Origin of the sequence: Paracoccus sp. J55 (genome assembly GCF_000513975.1) — a bacterium.
Classification (GTDB): Bacteria; Pseudomonadota; Alphaproteobacteria; order Rhodobacterales; family Rhodobacteraceae; genus Paracoccus.
On record NZ_AZVA01000001.1, the window covers coordinates 395,482 to 413,065 of the forward strand.

13 protein-coding genes, 1 tRNA gene and 1 riboswitch are annotated in these 17,584 nt (G+C 69.3%); of the genes, 10 read left to right on the forward strand and 4 right to left on the reverse strand.

Going from position 1 to position 17,584, the window contains the following annotated elements:
* Positions 1–6 precede the first annotated feature (6 nt).
* Positions 7–1,572 (forward strand): apolipoprotein N-acyltransferase, encoded by a 1,566-nt coding sequence (lnt, locus tag PARJ55_RS21365; protein ID WP_051416120.1) that lies wholly within the window; start codon positions 7–9, stop codon positions 1,570–1,572.
* A 32-nt stretch (positions 1,573–1,604) separates the two neighbouring features.
* Positions 1,605–1,652: riboswitch (SAM-SAH riboswitch) on the forward strand.
* 5 nt (positions 1,653–1,657) lie between these two features.
* Positions 1,658–2,824, forward strand: a complete 1,167-nt coding sequence (gene metK, locus PARJ55_RS0101985) for a methionine adenosyltransferase (RefSeq protein ID WP_028711465.1) — start codon at positions 1,658–1,660, stop codon at positions 2,822–2,824.
* Between the two features lie 166 nt (positions 2,825–2,990).
* Here metK and PARJ55_RS0101990 read toward each other — a convergent pair whose 3' ends face one another.
* Complete coding sequence (locus PARJ55_RS0101990; protein WP_028711466.1) at positions 2,991–3,617, reverse strand: J domain-containing protein; 627 nt, start codon at positions 3,615–3,617, stop codon at positions 2,991–2,993.
* 69 nt (positions 3,618–3,686) lie between these two features.
* Between PARJ55_RS0101990 and PARJ55_RS0101995 the strand changes: the two genes are divergently transcribed.
* The 7 genes from PARJ55_RS0101995 to PARJ55_RS0102025 all read left to right on the forward strand — a co-directional run bounded on the left by PARJ55_RS0101995 (position 3,687) and on the right by PARJ55_RS0102025 (position 12,683).
* Complete coding sequence (locus PARJ55_RS0101995) at positions 3,687–3,938, forward strand: BolA family transcriptional regulator (protein WP_028711467.1); 252 nt, start codon at positions 3,687–3,689, stop codon at positions 3,936–3,938.
* A gap of 81 nt (positions 3,939–4,019) precedes the next feature.
* Positions 4,020–4,985, forward strand: coding sequence for a class II fructose-bisphosphatase (gene glpX, locus PARJ55_RS0102000; RefSeq protein ID WP_028711468.1), 966 nt, complete (start codon positions 4,020–4,022; stop codon positions 4,983–4,985).
* Between the two features lie 49 nt (positions 4,986–5,034).
* A complete protein-coding gene (gene recJ, locus PARJ55_RS0102005; protein WP_028711469.1) occupies positions 5,035–6,789 on the forward strand; it encodes a single-stranded-DNA-specific exonuclease RecJ in 1,755 nt (584 codons plus the stop codon).
* Positions 6,790–6,911: 122 nt separating this feature from the next.
* Positions 6,912–6,986 (forward strand) — tRNA-Glu (locus PARJ55_RS0102010).
* A 360-nt stretch (positions 6,987–7,346) separates the two neighbouring features.
* Positions 7,347–8,024 carry a hypothetical protein gene (locus tag PARJ55_RS0102015; protein WP_028711470.1) on the forward strand — a complete coding sequence of 226 codons (678 nt, stop codon included), beginning with the start codon at positions 7,347–7,349 and terminating at the stop codon, positions 8,022–8,024.
* Entirely contained in the window at positions 7,930–9,450 is a 1,521-nt protein-coding gene (locus tag PARJ55_RS0102020; protein ID WP_028711471.1) for a DNA polymerase Y family protein, read from the forward strand. Before PARJ55_RS0102015 ends, PARJ55_RS0102020 begins: the two co-directional genes overlap by 95 nt.
* Positions 9,450–12,683: an error-prone DNA polymerase gene (locus PARJ55_RS0102025; RefSeq protein ID WP_028711472.1), complete on the forward strand. Its 3,234-nt coding sequence runs from the start codon at positions 9,450–9,452 to the stop codon at positions 12,681–12,683. The genes PARJ55_RS0102020 and PARJ55_RS0102025 overlap by 1 nt, the downstream gene beginning before the upstream one ends.
* Before the next feature lie 346 nt (positions 12,684–13,029).
* Here the strand turns inward: PARJ55_RS0102025 and rpmG are convergent, their stop codons facing one another.
* From rpmG to PARJ55_RS0102040, 3 genes are all read right to left on the reverse strand, one after another.
* On the reverse strand, positions 13,030–13,197 hold the full coding sequence (rpmG, locus tag PARJ55_RS0102030; protein ID WP_011750518.1) for a 50S ribosomal protein L33: 168 nt from the start codon (positions 13,195–13,197) through the stop codon (positions 13,030–13,032).
* Between the two features lie 432 nt (positions 13,198–13,629).
* Positions 13,630–15,225, reverse strand: coding sequence for a peptide chain release factor 3 (locus PARJ55_RS0102035; RefSeq protein WP_028711473.1), 1,596 nt, complete (start codon positions 15,223–15,225; stop codon positions 13,630–13,632).
* Between the two features lie 65 nt (positions 15,226–15,290).
* Complete coding sequence (locus PARJ55_RS0102040) at positions 15,291–16,040, reverse strand: NAD kinase (protein WP_028711474.1); 750 nt, start codon at positions 16,038–16,040, stop codon at positions 15,291–15,293.
* Between the two features lie 143 nt (positions 16,041–16,183).
* Here PARJ55_RS0102040 and glyA point away from each other — a divergent pair, with 143 nt between their 5' ends.
* Positions 16,184–17,467, forward strand: a complete 1,284-nt coding sequence (gene glyA / locus PARJ55_RS0102045) for a serine hydroxymethyltransferase (protein WP_028711475.1) — start codon at positions 16,184–16,186, stop codon at positions 17,465–17,467.
* The last annotated feature ends 117 nt before the right edge of the window (positions 17,468–17,584 follow it).

A 17,584-nucleotide genomic window follows, 5' to 3' on the forward strand; every position in this document is an offset into this window, starting at 1 on the left:
GGCCGCATGGTCTCGCCGGTCTTTCCAGGACCAACGCGAAAACTATCGCGGGCGTCATCGCAGCGGCGGCGCCCATCCTGGGCCGCCCTCGCGCTCGATCTCGCGCTGGGGACCCTGGCGGCCCTGGGACAGGCGCCCTGGAACCTGTGGTTCCTGACGGTTCTGGCGCTCGCCGCGCTTTGCTGGCAGATCGGCCGCGCCGGACATGCGCGCGCCGCCGCCTGGCATGGTTTCGCGGCGGGGCTGGGCCATTTCGCCCTGGCCATGTGCTGGATCGTCGAACCGTTCTTCGTCGAGCCCGAGATCTATGGCTGGATGGCCCCCTTCGCGCTGTTCTTCATGGCGGCAGGGGGCGCGCTGTTCTGGACGGTTCCCGCCTGGCTCGCCGCGCGCCTCGCCCCGGGTTTTCCCCGGCAAGGGCTGGTCTTTGCCGCGTTGATGGTGTTTTCCGACTGGCTGCGCGGCTGGATCTTCACCGGCCTGCCCTGGGCGCTGACCGGCCATGTCTGGATCGACACACCGGCCGGCCAACTCGCCGCGACGCTTGGCTCGATCGGCCTCTCGGGGCTGACCATGCTGGCAGCGGCGCTGCCGCTGGCCTTCTGGCGGGGTGGACCCGACCACCTGCGCGCCGCGCTGCCCGGGGCACTGCTGGCCGCCCTGGCCATCGCCGCGACCTGGAGCGGCGGCATGGCGCGCCTGGCCCGGCCGCTGCCCGCCGACAGCGCCCTGCATCTGCGCCTGATCCAGCCCAATGCCGTCCAGGCGCTGAAATGGGATCCCTACTGGTCCGAGGTGTTCTTCCGCAGGCTGCTCGACCTTTCCGCCATCCGCGATTCCGGCCGGCCCGCCCCCGATGCGGTGATCTGGCCGGAAACCGCGGTGAACTTCCTGCTCGAGCAATCCGGCACCGCCCCGCAGGACATCGCCGGCTTCGTCGGCGCGCCGGTCATCCTCGGCATCCAGCGCGTCGAGGGCGAGCGTTATTTCAACAGCCTGACCACGTTCTCGGACCGGGGCATCGGGCCGGTCTATGACAAGTTCCACCTCGTCCCCTTCGGCGAATACACGCCCTGGGGCGATGTCATGGCCCGCTTCGGCATCCGCGCCTTTGCCGCCCAGCACGGTTTCGGCTATTCCGCCGGGCCGGGGCCTCAGGTCATCACCCTACCCGGCCTGCCGCCCCTGCAGCCGCTGATCTGCTACGAGGCGGTGTTCCCGCAGCATCTGGTCACCGGCGCCGACCGCCCGGCCTGGCTGCTGCAGGTCACCAACGACGCCTGGTTCGGCCAGCTTTCCGGTCCCTGGCAGCACCTGGCGCAGGCGCGGCTGCGCGCCATCGAATCGGGCCTGCCGCTGCTGCGGGCCGCGAATACCGGCGTCTCGGCGGTGATCGACGCGCGCGGGCAGCTGCGCGCCACGCTGGGCCTGAACCTGGCCGGCCGCATCGACGCCGCCCTGCCCGGCGCCCTGCCGCCCACCCCCTGGTCGCGCTGGCGCGACTGGCCGGCGCTCGGCCTTGCCGCGATCGGGCTGCTGCTTGCGGCACGGCGCCGCAATCTCCGAGGTTGACGGCAACCGGCGCCTCCACTAACGCTTCGGCCTGACCGTCACAACGGCTTCCTGGCGTGGCGGCGTCATTCAACGGAGCATCTTCATGGCCAGACAGGACTATGTGTTCACCTCGGAATCCGTCTCCGAGGGTCACCCCGACAAATTGTGCGACCAGATCTCGGACGCGGTGCTGGACGCGCTTCTGGCCGAGGACCCGGCCGCCCGCGTCGCCTGCGAGGCCTTCGCGACCACCGGCACGGTCGTCATCGGCGGCGAGATCGGGCTGAGCGACAAGAAGAAGCTCGGCGAATACATGGGCCGCATCGCCGAGATCGCCCGCAACACCATCCGGGACATCGGCTACGAGCAGGAAAAGTTCCACTGGAACACCTGCCACGTCCACAACTACCTGCACGAGCAATCCGCCCATATCAGCCAGGGCGTCGACCGCGACGGCGCCGGCGACCAGGGCATCATGTTCGGCTATGCCGTGGACGAGACGCCGGAGCTGATGCCGGCGCCGATCCAATATGCCCATGCCATCCTGCGCCGCCTGGCCGAGGTCCGGAAATCCGGCGCCGAGCCGATGCTCGGGCCCGATGCGAAATCCCAGCTGAGCCTGCGCTACGAGAACGGCAGGCCGGTCGAGATCACCAGCCTGGTGCTGTCGCACCAGCACAAGGACGAGACGCAGAGTTCGGACGACATCCGCGCCATCGTCGAGCCCTATATCCGCGAGGTGCTGCCCGCGGAATGGCTGACCGGGAACACCGAATGGTGGGTGAACCCCACCGGCACCTTCGTGATCGGCGGACCCGACGGCGACGCCGGGCTGACCGGGCGCAAGATCATCGTCGACACCTATGGCGGCGCAGCGCCGCATGGCGGCGGCGCGTTTTCCGGCAAGGACCCGACCAAGGTCGACCGCTCGGCCGCCTATGCGGCACGCTACCTGGCCAAGAACGTCGTCGCGGCCGGGCTGGCGAAGCGCTGCGTGATCCAGCTTTCCTACGCCATCGGCGTGGCGAAGCCCCTGTCCATCTATGCCGACACCTTCGGCACCAGCGAAATCCCCGAGACCGAGATCGAGCGCGCGATCTCCCGCGCCATGGACCTGACGCCGCGCGGCATCCGCGAACATCTGGACCTGTGCCGGCCGATCTATCGCCGCACCGCCGCCTATGGCCATTTCGGCCGCGCCCCGGAAGCGGATGGCGGTTTCTCCTGGGAAAGGACCGATCTCGCCGAAGCGATCAAGCGCGAGCTTTGAGGGAGTGAGGGGGCTTTGCCCCCGCGCGTTCCGCGCTCCCCCAGGATATTTGGACAAGAAAGAACCACAAGGGGACCGGGGACGGCCCTTCTTTCTTGGAAAAATATCCTGCGGGGGAAGCCCGTCGGGCTTGCACGACGGGCGCGGGGCGCAAAGCCCCCGTTCTTCAGTCCTTGAAGCTGCGGCTGTCCTTGATCTGGTCCCAGGCCCAGACCACCTCCTGCAGGCGCTCTTCGTCCGAGCGGTCGCCGCCGTTCATGTCGGGATGCAGGTCCTTGACCAGCGACTTGTACTGCTTGCGGATCTCGGCCCGCGTCCAGGTCTCCTTGGCCTCGAGGATCTCCAGCGCCCGGCGTTCGGTCGGCGGCAGCTTCCGGGCGGTGCGGTTGCGCAGCTCGGGATTGGTGCCGTTCGCGCCCAGGATCTCCAGCGGGTCGTCGATGCCGTGGCGCGCCCATTTCTGTTCCTGCGCCGCCCGGCCAAAGGGCTTGGTCGGCCGTTCCCAGACCGTGGCATTGTCCAGGAATTCCTGGAACTCGGCCTCGGACTGGCCCTGGAAATAGTTCCAGTTCAGGTTGTATTCGCGCACGTGCTCCTTGCAGAACCAGTAGTATTCGTCCAGCGCCCGCGGCGATTTCGGCGCGCGATACTGGCCGGGCTGGTTGCAGCCCTCCTTGTCGCACCGCCGCGTCGAGGTTTCGAAGGCGCCGGACATGCCGCGCCGGCCCTTGGCGCGGCGCTTCTTGTCCGCGGCAGCGGAAATGTCGAATCCGAACGGGTCGCTGTTGCTCATCTGCCTGCCTTGTCCTGAACGGGACAGGCAGTTTAGGCTATTTCGCGGGACATGAAAGGGGGCAAGCGCATGATTGCCGACGAGATGCGTGAAAGACTGGCCGAACTGCAGCCCTCGCGGCTGGAGATCATCGACGAAAGCGAAAGCCATCGCGGCCATGGCGGCTGGCGCGAGGGCGGCGAGACGCATTTCCGCATCCGCATGGCCAGCGCCCGCTTTGCGGGGCTGGGCCATGTCGCGCGGCATCGGCTGGTGCATGCCGCCTTGGGCGACATCGTGCCGCGCATCCATGCGCTGGCGCTGGAACTGGCGGAAAACTGACTCGTTAGCGCACGCAGGCTTGCCCGTTTCCGGCGCCGGGCGTAGAAGCCCGGAAAGGCAGAAAGCACAAGGAATTTCCGCATGACCTCGCCCAAGGATTTCAACGATCGCATGCTGTCGCTCGGCCTGGCCCGCGTCAGCGAGGCCGCCGCCCATGCCTCGGCGCGGCTGATCGGCCGCGGCGACGAGAAGGCGGCCGACCAGGCCGCCGTCAACGCGATGCGCGAGCAGCTGAACCTGCTGGACATCAAGGGCGTCGTCGTCATCGGCGAGGGCGAGCGGGACGAGGCGCCGATGCTCTATATCGGCGAGGAGGTGGGCACCGGCGCAGGGCCCGAGGTGGATATCGCGCTGGACCCGCTGGAGGGCACCACGCTGACCGCCAAGGACATGCCGAACGCGCTGACCGTGATCGCCATGGCGCCGCGCGGCACGCTGCTGCACGCGCCCGACGTCTACATGGAAAAGCTCGCCATCGGGCCGGGCTATCCCAAGGACGTGGTCAGCCTGGACATGACGCCCTCGGAACGGGTGCGGGCACTGGCCAAGGCCGGCGGCGTCAAGGACAGCGACATCACCGTCTGCATCCTCGAGCGCCCGCGCCATGAGGATCTGATCGCCGAGGTCCGCTCGACCGGCGCGGCCATCCGCCTGATCACCGACGGCGACGTGGCCGGGGTGATCCATTGCGCCGAGGCCGAGCTGACCGGCATCGACATGTATATGGGCTCGGGCGGCGCGCCCGAGGGGGTTCTGGCCGCCTCGGCGCTGAAATGCATGGGCGGGCAGATGTGGGGCAAGCTGCTGTTCCGCAACGACGACGAGAAGGGCCGCGCCGCCAAGGCCGGCATCACCGACCTGGACCGGGTCTATTCGCGCGACGAACTGGTCACCGCCGACGTGATCTTTGCCGCGACCGGGGTGACCAACGGCTCGATCGTGGCCGGCGTCNAGNGCGAGCCGCATTATCTGCAGACCGAGACCATCCTGATGCGTTCCAAGACCGGCTCGGTGCGGCGCATGATCTATCGCAACCCGGTCAAGTAAGCGGGCCGACAGGCTTGAACAGCGGGCGGTCATGGGGGATGAAGCCCGCATGACCGCCTTTCTTTCCGTCACCGCCTCGCTGACCGGCCGCCTGTGGCGCGGTCCCGACGCCGCCCTGGAACGCGCCGCCGAGGCGCTGGCCCAGGACAGCCGCCTGCCGCTGCCCGTCAGCCGGGTGCTGGCCGCCCGCGGCGTGCCCGCGCATGAAACGCCGCTTTATCTCGATCCCAAGCTGCGCGACCTGCTGCCCGATCCCTCGCGCCTGCGCGACATGGACAAGGCCGCCGAGCGGCTGGTCGCCGCGGTGCTGGCCGGCCAGCGCATCGCCATCTTTGCCGATTACGACGTGGATGGCGGCGCCTCGGCCGCGCTGCTGCTGGACTGGCTGCGCCGGCAGGGCCGCGACGCGACGCTTTATATCCCCGACCGCATCGACGAAGGTTACGGCCCGAACGCCCCGGCCATCGCGGCGCTGTCGCAGGATCACGACCTGATCGTCTGCGTCGATTGCGGCACGCTCAGCCATGAGGCGCTGGCGGCCGCGACCTGCGACGTGATCGTGCTGGACCACCACCAAGGGGCCGAGACCCTGCCCCCGGTGCTGGCGGTGGTGAACCCGAATCGCGCCGACGAGGATGGCAGCCTCGGCCATCTCTGCGCCGCCGGCGTGGTCTTCCTGACGTTGGTGCGCTGCAACAGCCTGCTGCGCCAGGGCGGCCATGCGCAGCCCGACCTGATCCCGCTGCTCGACCTGGTGGCGCTGGCGACGATCGCGGATGTGGCGCCGCTGGTGGGGGTGAACCGCGCCTTCGTGCGCCAGGGGCTGCTGATCATGGCGCGGCGCGAGCGCCCCGGGCTGGTGGCGCTGTCGGACGTGGCGCGGCTCGATTCGGCGCCGAATGCCTTTCACCTGGGCTTCCTTTTGGGGCCGCGCATCAATGCCGGCGGCCGCGTGGGCAAGGCGGATCTGGGGGCGCTGTGCCTGTCCTGCACCGACGGCCGGCAGGCCGAGCGGCTGGCGGCCGAACTGGACGCGCTGAACCGCGACCGCCGCGCCATCGAGGCCGCCGTGCGCGACGAGGCGCTGGCCCAGGTCGAGGCGCGCGCCCAAGCTGCGGGCGATGCCGGCTGCGTGGCCTGGGCGGCCGGCGAGGGCTGGCATCCCGGCGTCGTGGGCATCGTCGCCGCGCGGATGAAGGAGGCGACCGGCCTGCCCTCGGTGGTGATCGGGGTCGAGGGCGGCATCGGCAAGGGCTCGGCCCGCTCGGTGCCCGGCGTCGATCTGGGCCGCGCCATCCAGCGCCTGGCCGCCGAGGGGCTGCTGCTGAAGGGCGGCGGGCACGCCATGGCGGCCGGCCTCTCCGTCGCAGAGGCGAAGATCCCCGAGGCCATGGCGCGGCTGTCGCAATTGCTCTCGCGCGAGATGGCCGAGCGCCCGGGCATGGGCGAGCTGCGCATATCCGGCCTCTTGGACCCCGCCGGCGCCACGGTCGAGCTGATGCAGATGCTGGAACGCGCCGGCCCCTTCGGCCAGGCCGCGCCGGCGCCGCGATTCGCCTTTGCCGAGCAGCTGATCGACAGCGCCGGGACGATGGGCGACAGCCATCTGCGCCTGCGCTTCCGCAGCCCCGGCAGCCCGGTGCTGGAGGCGGTGGCCTGGAGCGCGATGAACGGCCCGCTGGGCCCGGCGCTGCTGGGCGCCAAGGGGCGGCGCTTCCATCTGGCGGGCAAGCTGGAGCTTACGCAATGGGGCGGACGAGAGCGCGTGCGGCTGCGTCTGGACGATGCCGCGCCGGTCGGCTGAAGCGGCGGGCACTGCCGGAAAAAACTTTGTGCCGGGATGATTTTTCCGCTTGCAGCCCTGCAGCAGAGAACCTAAATACCGCCCCACGCCGCAGGGCACCGCGCCTTGCGGATGCAGAAAGTGGCCCGTTCGTCTATCGGTTAGGACGTCAGGTTTTCAACCTGAAAAGAGGGGTTCGACTCCCCTACGGGCTGCCACTTCCCTTCTGCCCCGCTGCTCCCCCTCGATCAGGATCGGCCCCCGCATCGCCCGCCTCGTAGGAAGCGGCGCAGCGCATGGGCTTTCGGACCGTCGCCAGCAGGTCTGATCGGCAGCCACCCACATCATCGCTGCGGCCATGATGAAGCCTGTGAAGGTTCTGCGCTCGTCGCTTCGCCGCCATCCGGAACTCCGCGGCCCAGGACGGCGCCCCATGCGGTTCATCCCGGCCCGTCCGCCTCCTCTTCGGCGCGCTCCTGCGGCGCAATCGTCCCGGGCCATTCGTGCCGCGAAGCCGCCGCGATTGACGAATCCCTGGCGGCGGAATAAGAACAAACAAGGAACAAAACGACTGAACCATGTCCGCTCGCCCTTTCCCTTTCGGGGTGGCGCCTTTCGGACGGGCGCCAGTCCCCGCGGCGCCGCAACCGACCGCGCCGACCCTGTCCGAAGCTTTCGACACCCGGCCCCTGACGGGTGCCGCGGCCGGATTCGTGCTGGCCGCCCTGCCGCCGGGGCTGGTGCTCTGGGCGCAGGACCGGCTGAGCCGGGCCGAGTTCGGCGCCCCCTTCCTGCCCGGCATGGGGCGGGATCTGCTGCGGCTGGACCTGACGCGTCCCGCCGATGTGCTGGCGGCGCTGGAGGACGGGCTGCAAGGCCGCGCCCTGGCCGCCGTGGTGGGCGAGATCCATGGCACCGCTGCGGCGCTGAGCTTCACCGCCAGCCGCCGCCTGGCGCTGCGGGCCGAGGCGGCGGGCCTGCCCTGCTGGCTGATCCGCCATGCCGCGCCGCCCGAACCCAGCGCGGCGCGGATGCGCTGGCGGCTGACGCCGCTGCTCTCGCTTCCCCATCCCGACGATCCGCAGGCGCCGGGCGATCCGCGCTGGCTGGCCGAGCTGTTCCGGGCGCGCGGCCGGCCGCCCTCGACCTGGGTGGCGCGCCATGACCGGGCGGCGGATCGTCTCGATTTCTCTGCCCCGCCTGGCGATCGAGAGCTGGCTGAGCCGCGCCGCGCACCGGGGCGACGGCTGGCCTGAGGAGATCCCGCTGGCGCTGGCCGCGCCCGGTCCGCACGGGCCCGTCATCCATGCCGCGAACCGTGCCGCCGAACGGGCCGGGGCCCGCATCGGCGCCCGCGCCGTGGACAGCCGCGCCATCTGTCCCGCCCTGCGCATCGAACCGGCCGAGCCCGACCGCGACGCCGCCCGGCTGGCGCGGCTGGCCTTCTGGGCGCGGCGCTGGGGTCCCTTCAGCACGCCCGACGGCGAAGACGGCATCATCCTCGACACCACCGGCACCGCGCATCTGTTCGGCGGCGAGGCGGCGCTGCTGGCCGAGATCCAGGCCGGATTCGCCCGGGCCGGGCTGACCGCGCGGCTGGCGCTGGCGCCGACGCGCGGCGCGGCCTGGGCGCTGGCCCGTTTCGGACCCGAGCGCGCGATCTGCGCCGATCCGCTGCCCGCGCTGGCGCCGCTGCCGGTGGCCGGGCTGCGGCTGTCGGGGGAAACCCTGCTGCTCTTGCGCCGGCTGGGGCTCAAGACCATCGGCGACCTCGCAGGGCTGCCGCGCCTGTCGCTGATGCGCCGCTTTGCCCGGGCCGAACCGCAGGACAATCCGCTGATCCGCCTCGACCAGGCGCTGGGGCGCGCGGCCGAGCCGCTGGATGCGCCCGAGCCCGCACCCGAATACGCCGCCGAGGTCCGGCTGGCCGACCCGGTGATGGACCCCTCGGACTGGCTGCCCGGATTGCTGGCCGATCTTTGCGCGCAGATGGCGGCGGCGGATCGCGGCTGCCGGCGGCTGTGCCTGTCGGTGTTTCGCGTCGATGGCGAGCGGCGCGACATCCGCGTCGCCATGGCCGCGCCCACGCGCGACCCCGGCCACCTGCTGCGCCTGTTCGACGGCCGGCTCGGGCGGCTGGACCCCGGCTATGGCTTCGACCTGATCCGCCTCGCGGCCGAGGCGGTCGAGCCCTTGGCCCAGGCCCAGCCCGGCCTGGACGGCGCCGCGCCCGCAGGGCTGGCACTGGCGCGGCTGGTGGACCGGCTGGCAGCGCGCTTCGGCGCGGCGGCAATCAGCCGGCCGCTGCCGCGGGAAAGCCATATCCCCGAACGCGCCGAGACACCCGGCCCGCCGCTGGCCACCACCCCCGCCCCGGTCGCGCGCCCCGACCGGCCGATCCGCCTGCTCAACCCGCCCGAGGAGATCCGCGTGCTCTACGCCATTCCCGAAGGCCCGCCGGCGCAATTCGTCTGGCGCCGCCAGACCCTGCGCGTCGCCCGCCATGCCGGGCCCGAACGCATCGCCCCGGAATGGTGGCACGACCGCCCCGGCACCCGGCTGCGCGACTATTTCCGCATCGAGGACGACAGCGGCCTGCGCCTGTGGATCTATCGCGAGGGGCTGGTCCATGACGGCCGCGGCGGCGCGCCGCGCTGGTTCCTGCACGGGATCTTCGCCTGATGCCCGACCATCATGCCCGCCCCGAGATCCCGCTGCCCCCGGTCGAGCACCCGAACCCGCCCGCGGATTACGTCGAGCTGGCGGTGACCAGCGCCTTCAGCTTCCTGCACGGCGCCTCGCATCCGCGCGAACTGGCGCTGGCGGCGCATCTGATGGGGTATGACGCACTGGGGATCGCCGACCTGAACAGCCTGGCCGGGGTGGTGCGGCTGCATGCCGCGGCCAGGAAACTGCAGCTGCGCCCGGTGATCGGGGCGCGGATCGTGCTGGCGGACGGCACCGCCTTCCTGGCCTATCCGACCGACCGCGCCGCCTATGGCCGGCTCGCCTCGCTCATCACCAAGGGCCGGCGGCACGATCTGGACGGGAACTGGCAGAAGAAGGGGCGCTGCGACCTGAGCCTGGACGATCTGGCCGCCCATGCCGAAGGCATGCGGCTGGTCTGGCTGCCGGGCGACGACCTTGCACCCCTGCCCCGTCTGGCCCGCCGCCTGCCGCAGCTGTCGCATGTCGCGGCAAGCTGGCTTTATCGCGGCGACGACCGGGCGCGGATCAATCGCCTCGACCGGGCGGCGCGGGCGGCAGGGCTGGCCATCGTCGCGGTGAACGACGTGCATTACCATGCCCCCGATCGCCGGCCGCTTCAGGACGTGATGACCTGCATCCGCGCGGGCACCACCGTCGCCCGGGCCGGGCTGCTGCTGGCGCAGAATGCCGAGCGTCACCTGAAGCCGCCGGCCGAGATGGCGCGCCTGTTCGCCGACTGGCCCCATGCCATCCGCGCCACGCGCGAGATCGCCGACAGCTGCCGCTTCTCGCTGGACGAGCTGCAATACGAATATCCGCGCGAAAGCGTGCCGCCCGGGCTGACCCCGCAGCAGCATCTGGAAAACCTGACCTGGCAGGGCGCGGACTGGCGCTATCCCTCGGGCGTGCCCGAGAAGGTCCGCGCCACCCTGGTCAAGGAACTGGCGCTGATCCGCCGGAAGGAGATCGCGCAATATTTCCTGACCATCCACGACATCGTCCGCTATGCCGAAGACCAGGGCATCCTGAACCAGGGCCGCGGCTCGGCGGCGAATTCGGCGGTCTGCTACGTCCTCGGCATCACTCCGGTCGATCCCGCCAAGCATGAACTGCTGTTCGAGCGATTCATCAGCGAAAACCGCAAGGAGCCGCCCGATATCGACGTGGATTTCGAGCATGAGCGGCGCGAGGAGGTCATCCAGCACATCTATGACGCATATGGCCGCGACCGCGCCGGGCTCTGCGCCACGGTGATCCACTACCGCCCGCGCAGCGCCATCCGCGAGGTCGGCAAGGTCATGGGCCTGTCCGAGGACGTGACCTCGGCGCTGGCCGACACGGTCTGGGGCAGCTGGGGCAAGGACATGTCGGCCGCCTCGACCGATCAGGCCGGGCTCGACCTGGGCGACCCGCTGCTGCGGCGCACGGTCAGGCTGGCCGAGGAGATGATCGGCATGCCGCGCCACCTGTCGCAGCATGTCGGCGGCTTCGTGCTGACCGAGGGGCCGCTGTCGGAAACCGTGCCCATCGGCAATGCCGCCATGCCGGAACGCAGCTTCATCGAATGGGACAAGGACGACATCGACGAATTGCGCATCCTCAAGGTCGATGTGCTGGCGCTGGGGATGCTGACCTGCATCCGCAAATGCTTCGAGCTGGTCCGGGTCCATTACGGCAAGGCGCTGACGCTGTCGGATTTCGACCGGGACGACCCGGAAACCTATGAGATGCTGAAAAAAGGCGACAGCATCGGCACCTTCCAGGTCGAAAGCCGGGCGCAGATGGCCATGCTGCCGCGCCTGCAGCCCCAGGAGTTCTACGACCTGGTGATCCAGGTGGCCATCGTCCGCCCCGGCCCGATCCAAGGCAACATGGTCCACCCCTATCTGCGTCGCCGGGCGGGGTTAGAAAAACCCGATTATTCCGGCCCGAAAAATGGAGACCCGGACGAGTTGAGGAATATCCTGAAACGCACCCTGGGCGTGCCGATCTTTCAGGAACAGGCGATGAAGATCGCCATGGTCGCCGCGCAATTCACCCCGGGCGAGGTGGACGATCTGCGCAAGGCCATGGCCACCTTCCGCTCACGCGGGACGATCGGGCAGTTGCAGGACCGGATGGTCGGCCGCATGGTCGAACGCGGCTACGACCGCGACTTCGCCGAGCGGTGCTTCAACCAGATCAAGGGGTTCGGCGATTACGGTTTCCCCGAAAGCCATGCGGCGGCCTTCGCGCATCTGGCCTATGTCTCGGCCTGGCTGAAATGCCATCACCCGGCCGCCTTCGCCGCGGCGCTGCTGAACAGCCAGCCGATGGGCTTCTACGCGCCCGCCCAGATCGTGCGCGACGCGCGCGACCACGACGTCACCGTGCTGCCGGCCGATGTGAACATCAGCGAATGGGACAACACGCTTGAACCCTGCGACGGCGCCTTCGCGCTGCGCCTCGGCCTGCGCCAGATCGACGGGCTGTCCAAGGCGCTGGCCGAACGCATCAAGGCGGCGCGGGATACGCCCTATACCGATCTGGCCGATCTCAAGGCCCGCGCCGCGCTCGATGCCCGGGCGATCCGGCTGATCGCGGCCGCCGATGCGCTGCGCTCGATGGGGCTCGACCGGCGGGCGGGGCTGTGGCAGGCGCGCGCCCTGCGCGACGCGCCGGACCTGCCGCTGTTCGGGCGCCGGGACGAAGGGGCCGAGCCCGCCGTCGCCCTGCCCGCCATGCCGCTTTGCGAGCATGTCACCACCGATTACCAGACCCTGCGGCTGTCGCTGAAGGCCCATCCCATGGCCTTCCTGCGCCGCAGCCTGACGGAACAGGGCTACGTCTCGGCGGGGGACCTCGCCGCCCTGCCGAACCGCGGCCGCCTGCGCATGGCCGGCATCGTGCTGGTGCGCCAGCGCCCCGGCAGCGCCAACGGCACCTGTTTCGTCACGCTGGAGGACGAGACCGGCGTGGCCAATCTGGTGATCTGGGAAAAGACCTTCGCGCAGTTCCGCAAGGTGGTGATGACTGCCCGCTTGCTGGAGGTGCATGGCCAGCTCCAGCGCGCCGATGGCGTGACCCATATCGTCGCGCATTGGCTGGGCGACCGTTCCGACGCATTGCTGCGCCTGGCCGGAGAGGCGCCGGCCGCGCTGCCCCAACCCCGCCCCAGCCATCCGCGCCAGATGCGCATCCTGCCGAAATCGCGGGATTTCCATTAGCGGCCAATCCGTGGAGACGGGGACCGCTGCTGCACGGCCCCCGCGGCCCTTCCCCGCTGCAAGAGCAGCAACGCAAGGATGCCGGGCCGCCCGCAACTGCCGGCATGAACCGGAGTCCAAGCGCCAGGCTCGCCCGCAGCTGGGCGCATCGCAAACGCCATCCCAACGCCCGGCCCCTGCCACAACCTCCCGCCCCAAAGCGGAGAGTTCTTTCTTGTTCAAATATCCCCGCCGGAGGCCACAGCCCCCCGCGCAAATGGCCGCAGCGGAAGCAAGTCCAGGGCATATGCGGAAACCGCGCCCCTTGCGGGACGCGGTTCCAAAGCTCTTCCGTCAGGGGCAGATCTTACTTGATCTTGCCTTCCTTGTATTCGACATGCTTGCGCACCACCGGGTCGTATTTGTTGACCGTCATCTTTTCGGTCATCGTGCGGGCGTTTTTCTTGGTGACATAGAAATGCCCGGTCCCGGCCGTCGAGTTCAGACGGATCTTGATCGTCGTCGGCTTCGCCATCAGTTTCGCTCCTGCTGCGGGGCAAAACGCGTGGCGCGGACCCCGTGGAATTCTCTTGAAGCCCGCCTTTTAGCGGCAGAACGGACGGAGTCAACCGGGAATCGCCCGGAAATCGGCGGCTTCGCGGCGAAAATGCCCCGGCCCGGAGGGGCCACGCGACGAAGGGCCAGGCATCCCGTCACAGGCCGCAGCAGGCATCTGCCCGGACCGCCGCGGGGATCGGGATCGCCGCCGCCCCGGGCCAGTGACTGTCCCGGCAACTGGACCCAATGTCCGGGCGCGACGTCACCCCGCATTCCCGATGCGGGGCAGAGCCACGGCCTTTCCCGGACAGGCCGGGATCGCGCTATGCCGCGTGCCGGGACCGGCCGCGACCGGGTCGGGCTATCGGTTCGCAGATCCTCGCGCCAGCCGTGCCGGGCCAGGAAGCTTTCACACCATCATTTCCTTGGTCGCGGTCAGCTTCAGGTCGGGGTGGTCGCGGCTCACCCGGTCGATGTCCCATTGCAGGCGCGTGAGATAGACCAGATCGCCGTCATGGTCCTGCGCCATGTGGCCCTTGTTGGCATTGGCGAAGGCATCGACCTTGTCCTTGGCCCCCGAGACCCAGCGCGCGCTGGTGAATTGCGAGGATTCGAAGCGCACCGGCAGGCCGTATTCCAGCTCGATGCGGCTGGCCAGCACCTCGAATTGCAGCGCCCCCACCACGCCGACGATGAAGCCCGAGCCGATCATCGGCTTGAACACCTTGGCCGCGCCCTCCTCGGCGAATTGCATCAGCGCCTTTTCCAGGTGCTTGGCCTTCATCGGATCGCCGGCGCGCACGGTCTGCAACAGTTCCGGCGCAAAACTGGGGATGCCGGTGAAGCGCAGCGCCTCGCCCTCGGTCAGGGCGTCGCCGATGCGCAGCTGGCCGTGGTTCGGGATGCCGATGATGTCGCCCGCCCAGGCCTCTTCCGCCAGTTCGCGGTCGGCGGCCAGGAACAGCACCGGGTTCGATACCGCCATCGGTTTCTTGGATCGCACGTGCAGAAGCTTCATCCCGCGCTCGAAATGCCCCGAGGCGAGGCGCACGAAGGCCACCCGGTCGCGATGCTTGGGATCCATGTTGGCCTGCACCTTGAAGACGAAGCCGGTCACCGGCTTTTCCTCGGGGGCGATCTGGCGCTCGGCGGCGTTCTGCGGCTGCGGCTGGGGGCCGAATTCGCCGATGCCGGTCATCAGCTCCTTGACGCCGAAGCTGTTGATGGCCGAGCCGAACCAGATCGGCGTCATGTGCCCTTCCAGGAAGGACTTGCGGTCGAAGGCGGGCAGCAGTTCGCGCGCCATCTCCAGCTCCTCGCGCAGCTTCTCCAGCAGCTCGGCGGGAACGTGATCGGCCAGCTTCGGATCGTCCAGGCCGGAAATCTGGATCGACTCGGCCACCTTGTTGCGATCGGCGCGGTCCATGATCTCCAGCCGGTCGTTGAGCAGGTCATAGGCGCCGATGAAGTCGCGGCCCATGCCGATCGGCCAGCTGACCGGCGACACGTCGATGGCCAGGTTCTCCTGGATCTCGTCGATGATCTCGAAGGTGTCGCGGCTTTCGCGGTCCATCTTGTTGCAGAAGGTCAGGATCGGCAGGTCGCGCAGCCGGCAGACCTCGAACAGCTTGCGGGTCTGGCTCTCGACCCCCTTGGCGCCGTCGATGACCATGATCGCGGCATCCACCGCGGTCAGCGTGCGATAGGTGTCCTCGGAGAAATCGCTGTGGCCGGGCGTGTCCACCAGGTTGAAGCGGTATGGCCCGAAATCGAAGCTCATGGCGGAGGCGGAGACCGAGATGCCGCGGTCCTGCTCCATCTTCATGAAGTCCGAGCGGGTGCGCCGCGCCTCGCCCTTGGCACGGACTTGGCCGGCCATCTGGATCGCGCCGCCGAACAGCAGGAACTTCTCGGTCAGCGTGGTCTTGCCCGCGTCCGGGTGCGAGATGATCGCAAAGGTCCGGCGGCGGGCGATTTCGGGCAGAAGATCGGGACGGTTCATCATGCCCCGCGCTTTAGCGTGCGCCGCGCGCAGTCTCAAATGGAATCGCGGCCCGGATGGAAGCGGGGTCAGACGAACTGTTCACGGATCAGCCGCTCCTCGAGCCCGTGGCCGGGATCGAAAAGCAGCCGGTGCCGGATGGTGTTTTCCGAACGGATCTCGACCCAGAGCACCGAGTCGACGCCGCGCGAATCGGCATCGGCCATCACCGGGCGCTTGTCGGGATCCAGCACGTCGATGCGCACCGTCGCCGACTTGGGCAGGATGGCGCCGCGCCAGCGCCGCGGCCGGAACGGAGCGATGGCGGTCAGCGCCAGCACATCCGAACCGAGCGGCAGGATCGGCCCGTTCGCCGAATAATTGTAGGCGGTCGAGCCGGCGGGGGTGGACAGCAGCGCGCCGTCGCAGATCAGCTCCTCCATGCGCACCCGGCCGTTCACGCTGATGCGCAGCCGCGCCGCCTGCGGGCCGGCGCGCAGCATGCTGACCTCGTTGATGGCCAGCGCGCAATGCTCGTGCCCGTCGGTGGTGCCGGCGGTCATGGCCAGCGGATTGACCACGGTTTCCTCGGCGGCCAGGATGCGGGCGGGCAAGTCCTCCTCGGAATAGGCGTTCATCAGGAAGCCCACGGTGCCGCGGTTCATGCCATAGACCGGCAGGCCGCGATTCTGGTGCATGACCGACAGCATCAGCCCGTCGCCCCCCAGCGCCACGATCACCTCGGCCTCGCGAATCGGCACATGGCCGTAACGCTCGGACAGCGCCTCGGCGGCGGTCACGGCGGTTTCGGTGCTCGAGGCGATGAAATGCAGCTTCATGCGGCCATCATGGCGCGCGGCGGGCCGGGCGCAAGGCCCTTTGGCACATGGGATAATCTACCGCCCGCGCGTCGCATCCGTCCTAGCGGGACGCGCGGAAAGGCGCTAGAACCCCGGCAAGCCGCTTTTTGCATGAGGACCAGATGACCGACACCGGATTCTTCACCGAGACGCTGGATAGCCGCGACCCTGCCATTTTCGGGGCGATCCGCCAGGAGCTTGGCCGCCAGCGCGACGAGATCGAGCTGATCGCGTCCGAGAACATCGTTTCGAAGGCGGTGCTTGAGGCGCAGGGCTCGGTCCTGACCAACAAATATGCCGAAGGCTATCCCGGCAAGCGCTATTACGGCGGCTGCCAATATGTCGACGTGGTCGAGGAGCTGGCCATCGAACGCGCCAAGCAGCTCTTCGATTGCGGCTTCGCCAATGTCCAGCCGAACAGCGGCAGCCAGATGAACCAGGCGGTGTTCCTGGCGCTGCTGCAGCCGGGCGACACCTTCATGGGGCTCGACCTGAATTCGGGCGGCCACCTGACGCATGGCTCGCCGGTCAACATGTCGGGCAAGTGGTTCAACGTCGTCAGCTACGGCGTGCGCCAGCAGGACCAGCTGCTGGACATGGAGGAGATCCGCAAAAAGGCCCATGAGACGAAGCCCAGGCTGATCCTGGCCGGCGGCACCGCCTATTCGCGGATCTGGGACTGGGCCGAATTCCGCAAGATCGCCGACGAGGTGGGCGCCTGGCTGATGGTCGACATGGCCCATATCGCCGGGCTGGTGGCGGGCGGCCAGCATCCCTCGCCGCTGCCGCATGCCCATGTGGTGACCACGACCACGCATAAATCGCTGCGCGGCCCGCGCGGCGGCATGGTGCTGACCAACGATGCCGAGATCGCCAAGAAGATCAACTCGGCCGTGTTCCCCGGCCTGCAGGGCGGCCCGCTGATGCATGTGATCGCCGCCAAGGCGGTGGCCTTCGGCGAGGCGCTGCGCCCCGAGTTCAGGGACTATGCCGCGCAGGTCGTCGCCAATGCCCGCGCCATGGCGGACGAGCTGATGCGCGGCGGCATCGACATCGTCTCGGGCGGCACCGACAACCACCTGTGCCTGGCGGACCTGCGCCCCAAGGGCGTGACCGGCAAGGCGACCGAGGCGGCCCTGGGCCGCGCCCATATCACCTGCAACAAGAACGGCGTGCCCTTCGATCCCGAGAAGCCCTTCGTGACCTCGGGCATCCGTCTGGGCGCCCCGGCCGGCACCACGCGGGGCTTCAAGGAGGAGGAGTTCCGCCAGATCGCCCGCTGGATCGTCGAGGTGGTGGACGGGCTGGCCGCGCATGGCGAGGCGGGCAATGCCGAGGTCGAGGCCCGCGTCAAGGCCGAGGTCGAGGCGCTTTGCGCGCGCTTCCCGCTTTACAGCGGCATGTGAGCCCGCCGCGGCGCAGGCTCAGACCAGCCCGCGCCGCACCATGATCCACAGCGCAACGCAGGCCAAAAGCAGCAGCCCGAAAAGAACGCTGGACGCCAGGGAGAGCGCGCCGCCCTG